Source organism: Pseudomonas sp. D3-10, from assembly GCF_051132175.1.
Taxonomy (GTDB): domain Bacteria; phylum Pseudomonadota; class Gammaproteobacteria; order Pseudomonadales; family Pseudomonadaceae; genus Aquipseudomonas.
The window spans coordinates 2728854-2747797 of record NZ_CP071668.1 but is presented as its reverse complement, the minus strand read 5'-3'; the positions used below and the strand labels follow the sequence as shown (position 1 = coordinate 2747797).

Below are 18944 nucleotides of genomic sequence, written 5' to 3'. Positions count from 1 at the left end.
CACAGGTGCCGATCCGGCGCCTGGCGGCTACAATGCGCGCTTCGACCGTGACCAGCCTGACTAAAAAAACATGTCCTTGCCTAAACATCATCTGGAATTGCTCAGCCCCGCCCGCGACGTGACCATCGCCCGCGAGGCCATCCTGCATGGCGCCGACGCCGTGTACATCGGTGGCCCGAGTTTCGGTGCGCGTCACAACGCCTGCAACGAGGTGAGCGATATCGCCGGGCTGGTGGAGTTCGCCCATCGCTACCATGCCCGGGTGTTCACCACGATCAACACGATCTTGCATGACAACGAGCTGGAGCCGGCCCGCCAGTTGATCCATCAGCTCTACGATGCCGGCGTCGATGCCCTGATCGTCCAGGACCTGGGCGTGATGGAACTGGACATTCCGCCGATCGAGCTGCACGCCAGCACCCAGACCGACATTCGCACCCTCGCCCGGGCGAAATTCCTCGACCAGGCCGGTTTCTCGCAGCTGGTGTTGGCCCGCGAGCTGAACCTGCAGGAAATCCGCACCATCGCCGACGAAACCGACGCGGCCATCGAGTTCTTCATTCACGGCGCGTTGTGCGTGGCGTTTTCCGGCCAGTGCAACATCTCCCACGCGCAAAACGGCCGCAGCGCCAACCGTGGCGATTGCTCCCAGGCCTGCCGCCTGCCCTACACCCTCAAGGATGATCAAGGCCGGGTGGTCGCCTACGAAAAGCACCTGTTGTCGATGAAAGATAACAACCAGAGCGCCAACATCCGCGCCCTGGTTGAAGCTGGCGTGCGCTCGTTCAAGATCGAAGGCCGCTACAAGGATGCGGCCTATGTGAAGAACATCACCGCCTACTATCGCCAGCGCCTGGACGATGTCCTCGAAGACCGCCCGGACCTGGCCCGCGCTTCCAGTGGCCGCATCGCGCACTTCTTCGTGCCGGACCCGGACAAGACCTTCCACCGTGGCAGCACCGACTACTTCGTCAGCGAGCGCAAGATCGATATCGGCGCCTTCGACTCCCCCACGTTCACCGGCGTACCGGTGGGCGTGGTGGAGAAAGTCGGCAAGCGCGACCTGCACGTGGTGACGTCTGATCCGTTGTCCAACGGCGACGGCCTCAACGTGCTGGTCAAGCGCGAAGTGGTGGGTTTCCGGGCCAACATCGCCGAGCCCAAGGGCGAGTTCCTCGATGACGAAGGCCAGAAGCGCTACCGCTACCGCGTCGAGCCCAACGAGATGCCCGCCGGCATGTACCAGTTGCGGCCCAACCATCCGCTGAGCCGCAATCTGGACCACAACTGGCAGCAAGCCTTGCTCAAGACCTCCGCCGAGCGTCGCGTGGGCCTGGCCTGGGTCGCGCAGTTGCGCGAAGAGCGCCTGGAGCTGACCGCCACCAGCGAAGAAGGCATCAGCGCCAGCGTTGCCCTCGACGGTCCTTTCGGCCTGGCGAACAAGCCAGAACAAGCCCTGGAGCAGTTGCAGGACCTGCTCGGCCAACTGGGCACCACCGAGTACCACGCCACGTCGATCAAGCTGGACGCGCCCCAGGCGTTTTTCATTCCCAACTCCCAGCTCAAGGCACTGCGCCGCGAGGTGATCGAAGCCCTGACCACGGCGCGCGTCGCGGCGCATCCACGGGGCGGGCGCAAGGCCGAAACCACGCCGCCACCGGTGTACCCGGAGTCGCACCTGTCGTTTCTGGCCAACGTCTACAACCAGAAGGCCCGGGACTTCTACCACCGCCACGGCGTCAAGCTGATCGACGCGGCGTTCGAGGCCCACGAGGAAACCGGCGAAGTACCGGTGATGATCACCAAGCATTGCCTGCGTTTTTCGTTCAACCTCTGCCCCAAGCAAGCCAAGGGCGTCACCGGGGTGCGCACCAAGGTCGCGCCGATGCAGCTGATTCACGGCGATGAAGTGCTGACCTTGAAGTTCGACTGCAAGCCCTGCGAAATGCATGTGGTCGGCAAGATCAAAGGGCACATCCTCGACCTGCCATTGCCGGGCAGCACGGCTCAGCCGGTGGTGGGGCATATCAGCCCGGAAGATCTGCTCAAGACCATTCCGCGCGGGACGCATTGACTCCAGTCACCACCGAACCCTGTGGGAGCGGGCTTGCTCGCTCCCACAGGGGATTTTTCATTTCTGCGCCGTATGCGCTTTTTCCGGCGACATATTCCGTTCTTAGGGCTCCCCCAACCGGCGCTCATGGTGCTAGGTTGTAAGTGATTGTTTCACCAAACGACACTTTTCCCTGCAATGGATTGCCCCTCACCATGAACTTCCCGTTCAAGCGCCTGGCTATTGCCACCCTCGTCCTGTCCACCCTCTCGTCCTACTCGATATCCGCCAACGCCAACATCACCGCCCAACAGAGCGCGGACTTCGTCAAGACCTACGCCGATACCTCGGTCAGCGATTTCCGCCAGTTCCTGGCGAGCGTCGCCAAGAGTGAGCTGGCCAAATCCGCGAATCTCGGCCCGGCCATCGATGCCTTCCAAGGCAACAAAACCCTGTCGGCGGAACAACAGAACGAAATCCATCGGCTGCTCGGTATCTACGCCCGGGTGAAGTATGGCAAGGCCGCCACCGAGACCTTGCGCCAGTTGGTGGAAATCCCGACCTTTCGCAAGGACGGCGTGGCCCAGCATGAAAACCCCGAGTTTCTCAAGATCGCCGACAAGATCAAAAGCCTGGCCAACGACTTCAACCTGAACTTCCGCAACATCGACAACCGCGTCTATGAGATTTCACTCGAAGGCAGCGGTGACGAAGTCGTGGGCATTCACGCCCATGCCGACGTGGTGCCGGTGACGCCGGAAAACTGGGTGCTCAAGGACGGCACCAGGCTCGATCCGTTCAAGGTCACGCTGGTGGGCGATCGCATGTACGGTCGAGGCACCGAGGATGACAAGAACGCCATCGTCGTGGTGCTCTACGCCATGAAGATCATCAAGGACGAAAAACTGCCGCTGGCGCGCCACTTCAAGCTGCTGGTGGACACGACCGAAGAAACCACCGGCGACGCCATCCCCTACTATTTCGAGCGCAACCCGACGCCCAATTACAACCTGGCGCTCGATGGCAGCTACCCAGTGGTGATCGCCGAGAAAGGCTACGGCACGGTCATGGCGAACTTCCCTCGCCGGGCGGGCCAAGGCAAAGGGGCTGAAGTCGTTGCAATGACCGGCGGCATGGCGACCAACCAGATCCCGTCGACTTCAGTCGCGACGTTCAGCACCGACAAACCCGCCGAGCTGGCCGCCAGCCTGCTCAAGGCCGGCACCGACTACGCCAAAGCCAATGGCGGCGACTTTGAAGTAAGAAGCGAGGTGGCCGATAAAACCGTCAAGCTGACCTTTACCGGCGTATCCGCCCATTCCTCCGAGCCCGAGTCAGGCGTCAACCCGGTCGCCAGGATGCTGGCCTTCATCAATGGCCTGGATGGCAAGGTCGCGCTCAAGCACAACCACATCACCGACGCTGCGCGTTACGCCACCGACAACTGGGGCCTGGATTACCTGGGCAACAAACTGGGCATCGGCTTTTCCGACGCGTTCATGGGCCCGCTGACCGCCTCGCTGACCTACGTCGGGATGGACGACAAGAGCTTCAAGCTCGCCGTGAACCTGCGAGTGCCCGTGGGCAAGCCAACGGACACGCTGAAGGCTGAGATCAACGACAAGCTCTCCGCGTGGGCCAAGAAGTCCGAGGTTGCCGTGACATTCGACAACACTATCGACGAACCCATGTACCGTAACCCCGAAGGCGAATGGGTCAAGGCACTGCTGGCCGTCGCCACCGAGAACCTGGGCATGGAGCACAAGTTCGGCACGTCCGCCGGGGCCACGTCGGTCCATGACTTGCCCAACGGCGTGCAGTTCGGCCTGGCCATGCCCGACGTCAAGTACACCGGCCACAACGACAACGAGTTCAAGACCGTGGAGCAGTTCCTGCTGGACCTGCAGGTCGTGACCGAGATGATGGGGCGGATCGGGCAGTTGCCGAAGCTCTAAGTAACGGCGTGCTCCCCATCGCCGCAACCACCGACGTCCACAAGGAATCCCGATGCCCCCACGCTCAGCCCCTGCTTTAACCGCTGGCACCGGTTTCGTCCGGGTGCGTGGCGCCCGCGAACACAATCTCAAGAACGTTGACGTGGACATTCCTCGCGATGCCCTGGTGGTGTTCACCGGCGTGTCGGGTTCCGGCAAATCCTCGCTGGCCTTCTCCACGCTTTACGCCGAAGCCCAGCGTCGTTATTTCGAGTCCGTCGCACCTTATGCCAGGCGCCTGATCGACCAGGTCGGCGTGCCGGACGTAGGCAGCATCGAAGGCCTGCCGCCGGCTGTCGCCTTGCAACAACAGCGCGGCACGCCCAGCGCGCGCTCCTCGGTGGGCAGCGTCACCACCTTGTCGAGCCTGATCCGCATGCTTTACTCCCGCGCCGGCAGCTACCCGGCCGACCAACCGATGCTCTATGCCGAGGACTTTTCGCCCAACACGCCCCAGGGCGCGTGTCCGCAATGCCACGGCCTGGGCCGGGTTTACGAAGTGACCGAAGCCACCATGGTCCCCGACCCTTCGCTGACCATCCGCGAACGCGCGGTAGCCGCCTGGCCCATGGCATGGCAAGGGCAGAACCTGCGGGACATCCTCGTGACACTCGGCTATGACGTCGACATTCCCTGGCGCGACCTGCCGAAGAAGCAACGCGACTGGATCCTCTTCACGGAAGAGACCCCCACCGTCCCGGTGTACGCCGGGCTCACCCCGGCCCAGACCCGCGACGCCCTCAAGCGCAAACTCGAACCTAGCTACCAGGGCACGTTCAGCGGGGCCCGGCGCTACCTGTTGCACACCTTCATGCATTCGCAAAGCGCGCAGATGCGCAAGCGGGTGGCGCAATATATGCGCGCCAGCCCCTGCCCGGTCTGCGAAGGCAAGCGCCTCAAGCGCGAGGCGCTGACCGTTACCTTTGCCGGGCTGGACATCGCCGAGCTGTCCAACCTGTCATTGCTGGAATTGGCCGAGGTGCTCAAGGCCGTGGCGGCGCCGGATTATCTGGAGCAGCCCGAAGAATCGGGCGATGTTCTCACCCATCGCCAGACGCGCGAGGCTCGTGAGCAGCGCGCCGCCAGGGGCGACAACCCGCACGCTGGCGGGCCGGACGCGCGCCACACGCCCAATCTGTCCCTGGAAAAGCGCTTGGCCGCCCAGCGCATTGCCGCCGAACTGCTGGAGCGCATCGTCACGCTGATCGACCTGGGCCTCGGCTATCTGGCCCTGGAGCGCAGCACGCCGACGCTTTCCTCCGGCGAACTGCAACGCCTGCGCCTGGCGACCCAGCTCAACTCCCAATTGTTCGGGGTGATCTATGTGCTGGACGAACCTTCCGCCGGCCTGCACCCGGCCGACAGTGAAGCGCTTTTTGGCGCCTTGCAACGGTTGAAAGCAGCAGGAAACTCGGTGTTTGTGGTCGAGCACGACCTGGACACCATGCGCCGCGCCGACTGGCTGATCGACGTGGGCCCCGACGCGGGCGAGCAAGGCGGCAGGGTCCTTTACAGTGGCCCGCCCGAAGGCCTTGGGCAAGTGCCCGAATCCCGCACCCGCGCCTACTTGTTCGCCGAAGAACGGGCCATTGCGCGCCATCCGCGCCCACCCAAGGACTGGCTGCGGCTGGACGGCATCACCCGCAACAATCTCGACAACCTGAGCGTGGGTTTTCCCCTGGGCTGCTTCACGGCTGTCACCGGCATTTCCGGTTCGGGCAAATCCAGCCTGGTCAGCCAGGCCCTGCTGGATCTGGTCGGCGCCCACCTGGGCCAGCCCGGCGCCAACGCCGATGGCGAAGAGCAAAGCCTGGAAGACGAACCGGTGCTGGCCAGCGGCGGCCAGGTCACCGCCGGGCTCGAGGGGGTCAAGCGACTGGTTCAGGTCGACCAGAAACCCATCGGCCGCACGCCACGCTCCAACCTCGCCACCTATACCGGGCTGTTCGACCATGTGCGCAAGCTCTTCGCCGCGACGGAGCAGGCACAAGCGCTCGGTTTCGATGCCGGACGGTTCTCCTTCAACGTCGCCAAGGGCCGTTGCGAAACCTGTGAGGGGGAAGGTTTCGTCAGCGTGGAATTATTATTCATGCCCAGCGTGTACGCCCCCTGTCCGACCTGCCATGGCGCCCGCTACAACCCACAGACCCTGGAAGTGACCTGGCAAGGCCTGGACATCTCCCAAGTGCTGCAATTGACGGTGAACCAGGCCCTGGAGGTCTTCGCCGAGCAACCGCCAGCCAGGCGTTCGCTCCAGGTACTCAAAGACATCGGCCTGGGCTATCTGCGCCTGGGCCAACCGGCCACCGAACTGTCCGGCGGCGAGGCCCAGCGGATCAAGCTGGCGACGGAACTGCAACGCAAGGCCCGAGGCGCGACGCTTTACGTGCTGGATGAACCGACCAACGGCCTGCACCCCCAGGACGTGGACCGCTTGCTGGTGCAGCTCAATCGACTGGTGGATGAAGGGCATACGGTGGTCGTGGTGGAACATGACATGCGCGTGGTAGCGCAAAGCGACTGGGTCATCGACATCGGGCCAGGGGCCGGGACCCAGGGAGGCAACGTCGTGGTGTGCGGCGCGCCGCAGGTGGTGGCGAACTGCGGGGAGAGCCGCACGGCGCCGTTTCTCAAGAAGGTCTTGGAGTGAATGTTCACCTTGGGCCAAGGCACTGCAAGCCGCACCACCCTTTCATTGTGGGAGCGAGCTTGCTCGCGATGGCGTCGGATCAGTTGCATCAAAGGTAACGGGTACACCGCTATCGCGATCGAACTCCCACAGCTCTGATACGGCGCTCAAAAGCGTCAATTAAATGTTACACATCAAACCAACCCACAACCGTTTATCAGTTTTTTGACACTCCGCCGATATGCGGACGCAACTTTTTCACTTACTCCGGTCATAACTCCGTGGTCGCTGATGGAATATTGGCAGATACCGAGGTTCTTAACCTGATACGGAGATAAATCCATGATTTTCAACGTACAAAATTTTGGCGCCAAAGGAGATGGCGTCACTGACGACACGGCGGCCATTCAAAGTGCAATTGATGCGGCAGCTGCCGCGGGCGGGGGCCAGGTGTACATGCCGACGGGCACTTACATCGTGTCAGGGGGCGAGGAACCCTCCGACGGCTGCCTGATGCTCAAGAGCAACGTTTACCTGTACGGCGACGGCATGGGCGACACCACGGTGAAATTGGTCGATGGCTCCGATGCCAAGATCACCGGCATCATCCGCTCAGCCTATGGCGAAGAAACCCATGATTTCGGGGTCAGCAACCTCACCATCGACGGCAACCGCGACGCCACCACCGGCAAGGTGGACGGCTGGTTCAACGGGTATATCCCCGGCGAAGAAGGCTACGACTCCAACGTCACCCTCGACAGCGTCGAGATCAAGGACTGCTCCGGGTATGGCTTCGACCCCCACGAGCAAACCGTCAACATGGTTATCAAGAACAGCGTGTCCCACGGCAACGGCCTGGACGGATTCGTCGCCGACTTCCTCAGCGACAGCACCTTCGAAAACAACGTTGCCTACGACAACGACCGCCACGGTTTCAACGTTGTCACCAGTACCCACGATTTCACCATGACCAACAACGTCGCTTACAACAACGGCGGCAACGGCATCGTGGTGCAGCGCGGCAGTGAAGACATCCCCTCCCCCAGCAACATCACCATCACCGGTGGCGAGATGTACGGCAACGGCGCTGAAGGCGTGCTGATCAAGCTGTCCAGCGACGTAACCGTGACCGGGGTCGACATCCATGACAACAACGGCGCCGGTGTCCGCATCTATGGCAGCAACCATGTCGAGGTACTGGACAACACGTTGAACAACAACGCGCTGGGCAGCGCGGTGCCGGAAGTGATCATCCAGTCCTACGACGATACGCTCGGGGTGTCCGGCAAGTACTTCAACGGCAGCGACAACCTGATCCAGGGCAACATCATCAGCGGCAGCAACCTGTCCACCTACGGTGTCGCCGAGCGCAACGAAGACGGCACCGATCGCAACGCCATCATCGCCAACACCATCAGCCACACCAGCAAGGGCGCCACGCTGGTCTATGGCGATGGCAGCTACGTCAGCGCCACGGTGCCGATGACCACCGTGCAGGGTACGGCCGGCAACGACACACTCACCGGCACCAGCGCCAGCGAGATCTTCTTTGGGGCGGCGGGCAACGACACCATCAACGGCGCGGCCGGAAGCGACATTCTGGTGGGCGGCGCGGGCGTCGACAAACTCACCGGCGGCACGGGCGCCGATACGTTCCGTTTCACCAGCCAGTCCGACAGCTACCGCAACGCAACGGCGAGCTTCGACGACACCATCACCGACTTCGACGTGACCCAGGACAAGATCGACCTCGCCGATCTCGGCTTCACCGGCCTGGGCAATGGCCGTGGCGGCACCCTGCAGGTCAGCTACAACGCCAGCACCAACCGCACCTACATCAAGGACTACGACGCCGATGCCAGCGGCAATCGCTTCGAGCTGATTCTCTCAGGCAACCTGGCGAGTACCTTGACGGCAGATAACTTCATCTTCAACCGGGTGATCACCGGCACCACCGGCAGCGACTCGTTGCAGGGCAGCGATGCGGCGGACACCCTGCTCGGCCTGGCGGGCAACGACAGCCTCAGTGGTGGCGCGGGCGCCGACAAGCTCGACGGCGGCGCAGGCATGGACACCCTCACCGGCGGCGCCGGGGCAGACACCTTTGTGTTCGCCAACCGACTCGACAGCTACCGCAACTACAACACCGGCGGCGCGAATCTGGGTGACCTGATCACCGACTTCGACATCGCCGCCGACAAGATCGACCTTTCGGCCATGGGCTTCACCGGCCTTGGCGACGGCAAGAACAACACCGTCTACCTGGTGCTCAACAGCGCCGGCACCAAGACCTACATCAAGTCCTTGGAGGCAGACGCTAACGGCAATCGGTTCGAGGTAGCGCTGGACGGCAATTACCTCAATAAGCTGACCAATGCCAATTTCGTCTTCGCCACGTCCTCGCCCACCAACCAGGCGCCGGTGGTAGCCACGCCATTGCTGGATCAGAACGCAACCGAAAAGACACCTTTCAATTATGTGGTCCCGGCCACCAGCTTCAACGATCCGGACAATGACAGCCTCAGCTACACCGCCAAGCTGGCCGACGGCAGCGCCCTGCCCAGCTGGCTGACGTTCGATGCCGCCACGCGCACCTTCAGCGGCACGCCTCCCGACACGGCGTCGGGCACTTACTCGATCCAGGTCACCGCAACCGATGGCAGCAACGCCACCGTCAGCGACAGCTTTACCCTGGCCGTGCAAGACGTGCCCTCGTCCGTGGTGATCAACGGCACGCCGAACAACGACACCTTGACCGGCACCGTCGCCAACGAGCAGATTTTCGGCGGTGCGGGCAACGACACCCTCAATGGCGCCGCCGGCAACGATGTCCTGGTGGGCGGCACCGGCGTGGACAAACTGACCGGTGGTACAGGCGCCGACGTATTCCGCTATACGTCCAAGCTCGACAGCTACCGCACCAGTTCCACCAGCGCCAGTGACCAGATCCTCGATTTCGACGTGGCCGCCGACAAGATCGACGTCGCGGCTCTCGGTTATACGGGCCTGGGCAACGGGCTCAATGGCACGCTGCAAGTCACTTACAGTGCATCGACCAACCGCACCTACCTCAAGGACCTCACGGTCGATGCCAACGGCAACCGCTTCGAAATCTCGATGGCCGGCAACCTGGTCAGCAGCCTGACCGCCAATCATTTTGTCTTTGCCGACCAGAACACTCCGACGAACGTCGCGCCGGTGGTGGTCATCCCACTTCTGGACCAGAACGCCAGCGAAAGCACGCCGTTCAAATACACCGTGGCCAGCAACAGCTTCAGCGACGCCAACCAGGATGTGCTGACCTACACCGCGACCCTCGCCAACGGCAACGCCCTGCCTTCGTGGCTGACGTTCAACGCCGCCAACCTGACGTTCAGCGGCACGCCCACCACCGCCGCCGCTGGTAACTACGACGTGCTGGTCAAGGCCACCGACCCCTCGGGCGCCTCGGTCAGCGACAACTTCGCCCTGGTGGTCGCCGATGCGCCGGCCAACACCATCACCGGTACCGCCAACGCCGAAAGCCTCAACGGCACGGTAGGCGCCGACCTGATCCTCGGCCTCGGCGGCAACGACACCATAAAGGCCGGCACCGGCGCGGACATCATCGACGGCGGCGCCGGACGCGACTCGTTGTATGGCGGCGACGGCGCCGACACGTTCCGCTACAACAACCTGGCCGACAGCTACCGGGATTACGACACCGGCGGCGTGACCGCCACGGACACGATCTACGACTTCACCGTGGGCGTGGACAAGATCGACGTCTCCGGGCTGGGCTTCCTTGGCCTGGGCGACGGCAACAACGGCACGCTCTACATGACCCTGAACGCGGCGGGCGACAAGACCTATGTCAAATCCAGCCAGGCCGACGCCGATGGCAATCGCTTCGAAATCGCCCTGAACGGCAACTACCTCAACACCCTCACCGCCGACGATTTCGTCTTTGGCGAACGCGCTCAGCAAGACATCCTCTACCTGCCGACTCTTGGCCAATCCAACGCGCGCCTGCTGCGCATGAGCGAAGACGACGATCAATCCGGCACCTCGATGCTGGTCAACGATCTGAGCAAGTACACCACCTACGACGTACGCAGCCAGTTCGACGATGCCGATGGCAACGGCATCGACATCGCCGTCGGCGGCAGCACGGTCAACGGCTTGTCGACGCTGGGCGCCGAGGAGCTGAAGTTGTGCTGGTGGCTGACCGATACCAATCAACCGGGGCCGGCGCTGTTGCGCGCCGTGACGTTGCTGCGTGACCAGCTCACCGAACTGAAGTCCATCGATAACGTGACCATGGGCATCATCTGGGGCCAAGGCGAAGAAGCCGCCCAGGAAATCGCCCGCTCCACGGACAAGGCGGCAGCAGCGGCAGCCTACAAAGCGGCGACATTGAAGGTATTCGATTACCTGCACAGCCAATTCGGCAACTTCAACGTGTACATCATGGAGACCGGGCACTACGAGCAGGACGCCGCGCGCGCCCGTGGTTACCCGGAGGATAAGATCGCCGACATTGTCGAGGGTGTGGGCTACGTTCGCGCCGTCCAGGAAGCCATCGCCGCCGAGCGTGCCGATGTGAAACTGGCGGTGGACCCCAACGACCTGCCCTTGCGTTATGAAGTGGACCCGCTGGTTTATCCCGACGACGTCTGGCACCTGCACGAGGAATCAGCGGAAATCGTTGGCCAGCGCCTGGCCGACTACATCGCCGATGACCTCGGTTTCCAGGGCAACCCCAACGACAACAACAGCGTGCAGGACATTTTCGACGGCGCGCAGAATGAGGGCGGGATGATTTCCGGCACCGACCAGGACGATACGCTGGTGGGCAGCTCGGGCAACGATACCCTGAACGGCGACCTGGGCGCCGACACGTTGACCGGTGGCGATGGCAACGATATCTACGTCGTCGACAACGCGTTCGACAGCGTCGTGGAAACCAACACCTCGACCGCGCAGATCGATACGGTACAGGCTTCGGTCAGTTGGACACTGGGCGCCAACCTGGAAAACCTGGTGCTGACCGGCGTTTCGGACATCGACGGCACCGGTAACGATCGGCGAAATTTCATCACCGGTAACGTCGCCAACAACGTGCTCAATGGCGCTGCGGGAGCCGACAGCATGAGCGGTGGCGACGGCGACGATACCTACTACGTCGACAATGCCAGCGATACCGTCATCGAGAAAAGCAGCAATCCGGTGACCGGCGGCATCGACAGCGTCCACAGTAGCCTCGCCGCCTACACCTTGGGCGCCAACGTGGAGAACCTCTACGTCGACAGCCCCGGCGTCGCCAACGGGACGGGTAACGCGCTGGCCAACACCTTGTTCGCCGGTGCCGGCGACAACATCCTCGACGGGCGTGATGGTAACGACACCGTGTCCTACGACCGAGCCCTGGCCGGGGTCACCGTGAACCTCTCGACCTCTGCCCAGCAAAACACCGTGGGCTCCGGGCTGGACACCTTGAAGTTCATCGAAAACCTGACCGGTAGCGCCTACGCCGACACATTGTCGGGCAACAGCGCTGGAAACATCCTCGACGGCGGTGCCGGCAACGACACCCTGGTGGGCGGCTCGGGCGATGATCGGCTGATCGGCGGTGCGGGCACCGATAACCTCACCGGCGGCACCGGCGCGGACACCTATGCGTTTGGCGCGCTGTCTGACATGGGCGTCGGGGCGGCACGGGACGTGATCAACGGCTTCAAGAGCACGGAGATGGACAAGCTGGACTTCACCGGCCTGGACGCCAACCCGCTGACCGCCAACCTCGATGCGTTCACCTTCATTGGCAGCAACGCCTTTGACACCACCAACGCCACCGGCCAATTGCGCTTTGTCGACGGCATCCTCTACGGCAGCGTCGACTCCGACGCCACAGCCGAGTTCGAACTCTCTCTGGTGGGCGTCAAGGAGCTGCATGCCAGCGACTTCACTGCCTGATTGAGCTTATAGGGGCTGCTTTGCAGCCCTTGTACTCTCCTGCCTTTGTGGCGAGGGAGCTTGCTCCCGCTGGGCCGCGTAGCGGCCCTAAAAAGGCAAGACGGAATTTGCCTGACACACCGCAGTAATTTGCTTTGGGACCGCTTCGCGGCCCAGCGGGAGCAAGCTCCCTCGCCACCACAGCGCCAGGACTTCAGAACAGACTTTGCACCTGCTCCAGCACCGCACGGTTCATCTGGCCGGTGTGGGTGTGCAGGCTTACGTAGCTTTGGAGCATGTCGAGCTTGGTGTCGAGCAGGTCCCGGCGCGCCTGGAACAGCCGTTGCTGGGCGTCGAGGATGTCGACCGTCGAGCGCACGCCGCCCTGGAAGCCTTTTTCCGTCGACGTCAGCGCGCGCTGATTGGACTCCACCGCCCGTAGCATGGCCCTGCTCTTGGCGAACCCCGCCACCACGCCCAGGTAATCGGTCTCGATGGACTCAGCCAGCTCCTGACGCTGCACGTCATAGTCGGACTGGGCTCCGGCCAGTTGTGCCTCGGCCTTGGCCACCGAAGCGCGCACCGCGCCGCCGCGATACAAGGGGATGTCCAGCTGCACACCGACGTAATAGGTGTCCTGGCGCGGGTCGAGCTCTTGGTACTGGCGGGTTTCCCGGCGCGTCAACTGCGTGGTCAACGACAACGTCGGGTAATGCCCGGCGCGCTGGCTGTCGGCCTGGGCCTCGGCGACTTTCACCGCCGCCAGCCGCGCGGCCAGTTCGGGGCTGGCCTCGCGGGCGATTGCCGTCCAGTACGGCAAATCCTGCTCCGGCGGGATGGGGCTGCCGGCAGGCAATTCTTCGCGCATCGGCTGGATGTCCTCGATGGGCACGCTTGCCCGTCCCGACAGTGCCCGCAGCGCGGCCACGCGACGGGCCTGGGCTTCGGTTTCCTGGGCCTCCACCAGATCGAGCCGGGCCTGGGCCTCGTCGATGTCGGTGATTGCCCCCTGGCCGCCTTCATAGAGCTTTTTGCTTTGGATGACCAAGCCACGAATGGCGGTCTTCTGCTGGGCGATCAACTTCAATTCATTCTCGGCCCGGGCCACATCGAAATAGCCCTTGGCGACCCGGTCGAACAAGGCTTGGCCGGCCACGTCGAATTGTTGGCTACCGAGCACGCCGCGGGCCTTGCCTTCCTGATAAGCCGCCCAGCGCCCCTTGTCATACAGCGGCTGTTGCGCCGCCAGCGTCACGCTGTTCGCCTGGTAGTCGTTGCTGTTCACATAACTGCTGTCGTCGCCGCCATCGGTACGCCCGCCATACCCATACCGCGAGGACAGCGAGACCTGCGGATAAAGCCCGCCACGCCCAATCGCTTCTTCCTGCCGGGACGCGTCGTAGGCGTGGGTCGCGGTCTGCAAGGTCGGGTCATTGAGCCGCGAGGCATCGTAGGCGGCAGTCAGGCTCAGCCCGCCCTCCGCCGCCCAGGCGGGGCCGATCACCGCCCAACTGGTGTACAGGCTCAACAGCACACGGACGCCGTAACGGCAACGGTCGGTCATGCTCATTCCTCTTTGAAGGCAGCCAGCAAGCGTTCGCGCAATGGTTTCATCAGGTAGTTCATCAAGGTGCGCTCACCGGTCACGACGGTGACGTCGGCGAGCATGCCGGGACGCACCAGCAAACCGGCGCCTTGCAGCGCGACGACTGTCTCGGCGGGAATTTCTACCTTGGCGGAGAAGTACGGCTGGTGGGTCTGCTGGTCGATCAGTTGGTCCGCCGACACGGTGGTGACCGTGCCGGTCACAGTCGGCGTATCCACCCGCTGCAGGGCGGTGAAATGCACATGCACCGGCAATCCGGGGGTGAGCTTGTTGGCCATCAACGGATCGAACCGCGCGGTGATCGCCATCGGCGCGTCCAACGGCACCACCTGCATCAGCGTCTGCCCGGCCTGGGCGACGCCGCCCACGGTGTGGATCGACATGTCCATGACCTGGCCCGCCACCGGCGCGCGGATGGCACCGTTATCGACTTCGAACTGCAAGGCGCGGATCTGATCGGCATAGGCCGCGGCTTCGGCCGAAACCTCGCTGAGTTGGGTTTCGGCATCGCGGCGAAACTCCTGCTGCGCCTGCAAGGCCTTGAGGCGACTTTCGTTGATCGCCTGGCGCGTGCGCCCGACGTCGCCGATGCCCGAAGCGATCTGTCCGGCCAGTTGCGCCGCGTTTCGCTCAGCCTCGAAAAGTTTGTTGCGCGGCACGTAGCCTTCCCGGGCCAACTCGCGCAAGCCCTCGAGTTCCTGTTGCTGGAAGCGCATTTGCGCATCGTAGTTGCGCTTGACCCCTTCGTAGCCCTGCAGTTGTTGCTGCAAGGCGCCGATTTCATGCTCGATGATCTTCAGGCGGCTGCCCAGTTCGGCACGCCGGGTCATGAACAGCTGACTCTGCAGGGCCATGGCCGCCTTGACACGTGGCTCATCGGCGCGCTCCAGCAATTGTTGCGGCCATTGGATTTCATCGGCGCCCAGGCGCTCGGCCATCAACCGCGCCTCGATGCTGCGGTCGTTGAGCAGCTTGCCCAGGGTCACGTCCAACTGCGATTGCGCCTGCACCGTGTTGAGCTGCACCAGCAACTGCCCCTGGCTGACACGATCGCCATCACTGACCAACAGTTTTTCCACCACGCCCCCCACCAGTGACTGCACCGCTTTGCGCTCCCCCGCCACTACCACGGTGCCGCTGCCCACCACGCCCTGGTCGAGTGGCGCCAGGCAGGCCCAAAGCAGAAAGCCGCCAAGGGTCAGGGCCAGGAAAACCACGCCGTAGCGCGCCGCGCCGCCCGCATCGGTGCTCGCGGTGGGCAATGTGTCGCTGCTGAGCACGCTCAGGCCATGCTCACCGTGGACCGGTGTGGCCGATTTCAAATCACGCATCCTTGCCTGCCTCCCGCACAGCGGCCGGCCGCGGCCCCGGCATCAGCGCCTTGAGCACCCGGTCCCGAGGGCCGAACGCTTGTTGAGTGCCGTCCTTCAACACGAGGATGTGATCGACCACCGCCAGCACGTTGGGCCGATGGGTGATCAACACCACGGTGCTGCCGGCGGCCTTGAGCACGCCGATGGCCTGCACCAGCGCCAGTTCACCGGCTTCATCGAGGTTGGAGTTGGGCTCGTCGAGCACGATCACGGACGGGCTGCCATACAGCGCGCGCGCCAGGCCCAGGCGTTGCTTCTGACCGCCAGACAGGCCAAGCCCGCCAGGGCCCAACGGTGTGTCGTAGCCCTTGGGAAACCTGAGAATCATTTCGTGAATGCCCGCTTGACGGCTGGCGGCGATGATTTTGTCGGCGTCCTGCTCGCCGAAACGGGCGATGTTGTCGGCGACGCTGCCATCGAACAGTTCGATGTCCTGGGGCAGATAGCCCAGGTATGGCCCCAGCGCGTCATGGGACCACTGGCTGATCTCGGCATCGTCCAGGCGCACCGATCCGCCCATGGCCGGCCACACGCCAACCAACGCGCGAGCCAGAGTCGATTTGCCGCTGGCACTGGGACCAACCACCGCGAGCACTTCGCCCTTGCCGAGGCTGAAATTGATGCCCCGCAGAATCGGCTGTGATGCCCCGGGCGGTCCGACGTACAACTGCTCCAGGCGCAGCGCGCCGGTGGGCGGTGGCAGCGGCATGCGCAAGCGATCGCGCGGATGTTGCGCGAGCAGTTGGCTCAGGCGCTGGTAACTCTGGCGGCCGCTGTTGAATTGCTTCCACGAGCCGATGGCGATTTCCACCGGAGCCAGGGCACGTCCCAGCAGCAGCGACATAGCGATCATCATCCCCGCCGAGAGCTGCCCCTCCAGCACCAGCAGCGCGCCCAATCCCAAAGCGAGGGACTGACCGGAAATCCGCACGAATCGCGTCGCCGAGGTGATGCGCGCCCCGCGGTCGCTGGCGTGGGCCTGCGCGGCGATGATCCGTTGTTGCAGCAGGCTCCAGCGCTGGCGCAGGGGCCCGAGCATGCCCAGGGCCTGGATGACCTCGGCGTTGTGCAATGTGCTGTTGACGTAGACCGAGGACTGCACGCCCAGTCGATTGGCCTCTCCCAGGCGGGAACGGGTCGCCAACTCGCCCCACAGCGCCAAGCCGATCAGCAATACGGCGAGCACCAGCGTCAATACGCCGAACCAAGGGTGAAAGATGAACGCCACCAGCAGGAAGATCGGCAGCCACGGCGCATCGAGCAAGGCGATCAGGCCCTGGCCGGTAATCAGCTGTCGCAAGGTGGCAAGATCGGTGAGCACTTGTGCCGGGTTGGCGTTGTGCTCGCGCAGGCTGCGGGCAAACGCCGCATCGAAAATCCGCTCGCCCAAGGCGTCGTCCAGCCCGGCGCTCATGCGGATCATCACCTCGCCGCGCACCCACTCGATCAACGCACTGAACATGAACAGCCCAAGGGCGATCAAGGTGAGCATGACCAGGGTGGTTTCGTTGCGACTGGTCAGGACCCGGTCGTAGACCTGCATCATGTAGAGCGACGGCACCAGCACCAGCAGATTGATCACGCCGCTGAACAAGGCCAGGGACCAGAATACACGGCGATAACTTAACAAAGCGGCATCAATGTCATGCCGTGGATCGAGAAAAAAACCCATAGAGTGTCAACCCGCAAAAGGAAATAACGGTCCCCGCGAAATCCATGCGAGTCTTTGCCCCGAAGGCGTCAAAAAAAGGGCGTCATGTAGCTGACATTGTCGCTATATGAGCCGAACGTCGGCCCTACGGCGGCCAAGTACTGACAACGTAGTCGCAGGTTAGTGCCAGAGGGGAAGCGGGATTTTTTGCGAGGGATAGAGCAAAACGGCGGCGGTTCGGGATCGGGCTTTGCTGTGGCAGCGAGCTTGCTCGCGATGTTGGCGGACCAGTCGCATCGATTTGACTGCCTTACGGCCATCGCGAGCAAGCTCGCTCCCACAGGTTTGGCGCGTTAGGCAGGTTCTGCGCCGAGGGTTTCAGCCATCCGCACCAGGTCGGCGAACGACTTGGCGTGCATTTTCTTCATGGCATGGGCGCGATGGATTTTCACGGTAATCTCGCTCAGGTTCATCTGTCCGGCGATCTGTTTGTTCATCAGTCCCTTGGCGGCCAGGGCCATGACCTCCTTCTCGCGCGCCGTCAACGTCTGGTAACGCGTATGCAAGCCGCAAAGCTGCTGCTCGATTTCCCGCCGTTTGACGTCCGCCTCAAGCGCAGCTGACACGGCGTCCAGCAAATCCTGTTCGCGAAACGGTTTAGCCAAAAAGTCCATGGCGCCGGCCTTCATCGCCTTGACGGACATTTCAATGTCGCCGTGACCGGTAATGAAGATGATGGGAATCCTGATATTCGACGCCGCCAACTGGCGCTGGAAATCCAGCCCGCTACTGCCCTGCAACCGGACATCGAGTACCAGGCAACTGGCGCAATCGGGTTTGGGCCGCTGGAGAAACTCGGCGGTGGACGCGAATGTCTCGACGCGCATGCCGACAGAGCGCAGGAGATTGCTCAATGCACAACGTATGGACGCATCGTCGTCCAGCACGAACACAACAGGACCTTCGCTGCCCGGCTCATTGTTTTTGATATTGCCGTTCATGCACGATTCTCTCGCAGGGTGGATTGAAAAAGCCTAGCACAGCGCCTTCGACGCCGAAGTGGGCCTGACGAGGCGCAATCGGTAGCGTCACGCAACGAAAAGAGCCTTCAGTGCGGTAATCGTTGCCAGGAACTCGCGCGGCCGGTGCCAATACGCGCCGACCTGGGCACTGTAGCCCTTCCCGGTAAGGCACCAGGTGCAGAAATGTTCGCAGTTGTTGGCCAGGAGACTGTAGCGGTTTTCGCCCAACCTGGAGCGGGCCCGACGGGCCACTTCGTTGGCCGGATAGCGGGCGGGTTGTTGGATGATCCACACCGGCCTGCCACTGGCGAAATGCTCCAGATCGGTCACTTCGATGGGCCCCGCTTCCAGCGCGCCACTGAACCCCGAATAATGGGCAACGCTTCCGGCGCCCAGGTAAATCCCGTGATGGATATAGAAACGGCGCGGACTGATCAGATGCGCCCCGATGGGCACCTCGCCCAAGGCGCTGATATCGACCAACCTCAGCGAATCGATCGCCAGCCCTCCGGGCCTTTTGGTGCCGTGGCGGGGTTCCAGAGTCACGCCTGCCGGCACCGGCACAACCAAACGGTAGGAGACGTTGGCCGCTACCAACGCCAGGCAGATAAGCACTATTGAACGAAGTGACGAAAATTCATCCGCCGCGATGCCTGTCAGTTTCATTGCCAGATCCTCCGCA

At 62.9% G+C, this 18944-nt stretch carries 9 protein-coding genes; 4 read left to right on the top strand and 5 right to left on the bottom strand.

The annotated features are described in order from the left end of the window. The first annotated feature begins 70 nt into the window (after positions 1–70). The 4 genes from J3P90_RS12400 (at position 71) to J3P90_RS12385 (ending at position 12631) form a co-directional block, all read left to right on the top strand. Positions 71–2074 (top strand): peptidase U32 family protein, encoded by a 2004-nt coding sequence (locus J3P90_RS12400; RefSeq protein WP_434676473.1) that lies wholly within the window; start codon positions 71–73, stop codon positions 2072–2074. 194 nt (positions 2075–2268) lie between these two features. Then, positions 2269–4008, top strand: a complete 1740-nt coding sequence (locus J3P90_RS12395) for a dipeptidase (RefSeq protein ID WP_434676472.1) — start codon at positions 2269–2271, stop codon at positions 4006–4008. Between the two features lie 52 nt (positions 4009–4060). Continuing rightward, the gene (locus J3P90_RS12390) at positions 4061–6697 is read left to right on the top strand and encodes an excinuclease ABC subunit A (protein WP_434605890.1); all 2637 of its coding nucleotides are present in this window, start codon (positions 4061–4063) and stop codon (positions 6695–6697) included. Between the two features lie 321 nt (positions 6698–7018). Beyond that, positions 7019–12631, top strand: a complete 5613-nt coding sequence (locus J3P90_RS12385) for a putative Ig domain-containing protein (protein ID WP_434676471.1) — start codon at positions 7019–7021, stop codon at positions 12629–12631. Between the two features lie 193 nt (positions 12632–12824). On the opposite strand, the gene J3P90_RS12380 is transcribed toward J3P90_RS12385, so the two are convergent. From J3P90_RS12380 to J3P90_RS12360, 5 genes are all read right to left on the bottom strand, one after another. Beyond that, entirely contained in the window at positions 12825–14174 is a 1350-nt protein-coding gene (locus tag J3P90_RS12380; RefSeq protein WP_420763813.1) for a TolC family outer membrane protein, read from the bottom strand. Between the two features lie 2 nt (positions 14175–14176). After that, entirely contained in the window at positions 14177–15547 is a 1371-nt protein-coding gene (locus J3P90_RS12375; RefSeq protein WP_434676470.1) for an HlyD family type I secretion periplasmic adaptor subunit, read from the bottom strand. Next, positions 15540–17261, bottom strand: a complete 1722-nt coding sequence (locus J3P90_RS12370) for a type I secretion system permease/ATPase (protein ID WP_420763811.1) — start codon at positions 17259–17261, stop codon at positions 15540–15542. Before J3P90_RS12370 ends, J3P90_RS12375 begins: the two co-directional genes overlap by 8 nt. Before the next feature lie 332 nt (positions 17262–17593). After that, complete coding sequence (locus tag J3P90_RS12365; protein WP_434559002.1) at positions 17594–18241, bottom strand: response regulator transcription factor; 648 nt, start codon at positions 18239–18241, stop codon at positions 17594–17596. Positions 18242–18328: 87 nt separating this feature from the next. After that, positions 18329–18928, bottom strand: coding sequence for a lecithin retinol acyltransferase family protein (locus tag J3P90_RS12360; RefSeq protein WP_434559004.1), 600 nt, complete (start codon positions 18926–18928; stop codon positions 18329–18331). Between the last annotated feature and the right edge of the window lie 16 nt (positions 18929–18944).

Coding starts and splice junctions, on each gene's coding strand:
- J3P90_RS12400 (WP_434676473.1), top strand. CDS start 71: ATGTCCTTGCCTAAACATCATCTGGAATTGCTCAGCCCCGCCCGCGAC.
- J3P90_RS12395 (WP_434676472.1), top strand. CDS start 2,269: ATGAACTTCCCGTTCAAGCGCCTGGCTATTGCCACCCTCGTCCTGTCC.
- J3P90_RS12390 (WP_434605890.1), top strand. CDS start 4,061: ATGCCCCCACGCTCAGCCCCTGCTTTAACCGCTGGCACCGGTTTCGTC.
- J3P90_RS12385 (WP_434676471.1), top strand. CDS start 7,019: ATGATTTTCAACGTACAAAATTTTGGCGCCAAAGGAGATGGCGTCACT.
- J3P90_RS12380 (WP_420763813.1), bottom strand. CDS start 14,174: ATGACCGACCGTTGCCGTTACGGCGTCCGTGTGCTGTTGAGCCTGTAC.
- J3P90_RS12375 (WP_434676470.1), bottom strand. CDS start 15,547: ATGCGTGATTTGAAATCGGCCACACCGGTCCACGGTGAGCATGGCCTG.
- J3P90_RS12370 (WP_420763811.1), bottom strand. CDS start 17,261: ATGGGTTTTTTTCTCGATCCACGGCATGACATTGATGCCGCTTTGTTA.
- J3P90_RS12365 (WP_434559002.1), bottom strand. CDS start 18,241: ATGAACGGCAATATCAAAAACAATGAGCCGGGCAGCGAAGGTCCTGTT.
- J3P90_RS12360 (WP_434559004.1), bottom strand. CDS start 18,928: ATGAAACTGACAGGCATCGCGGCGGATGAATTTTCGTCACTTCGTTCA.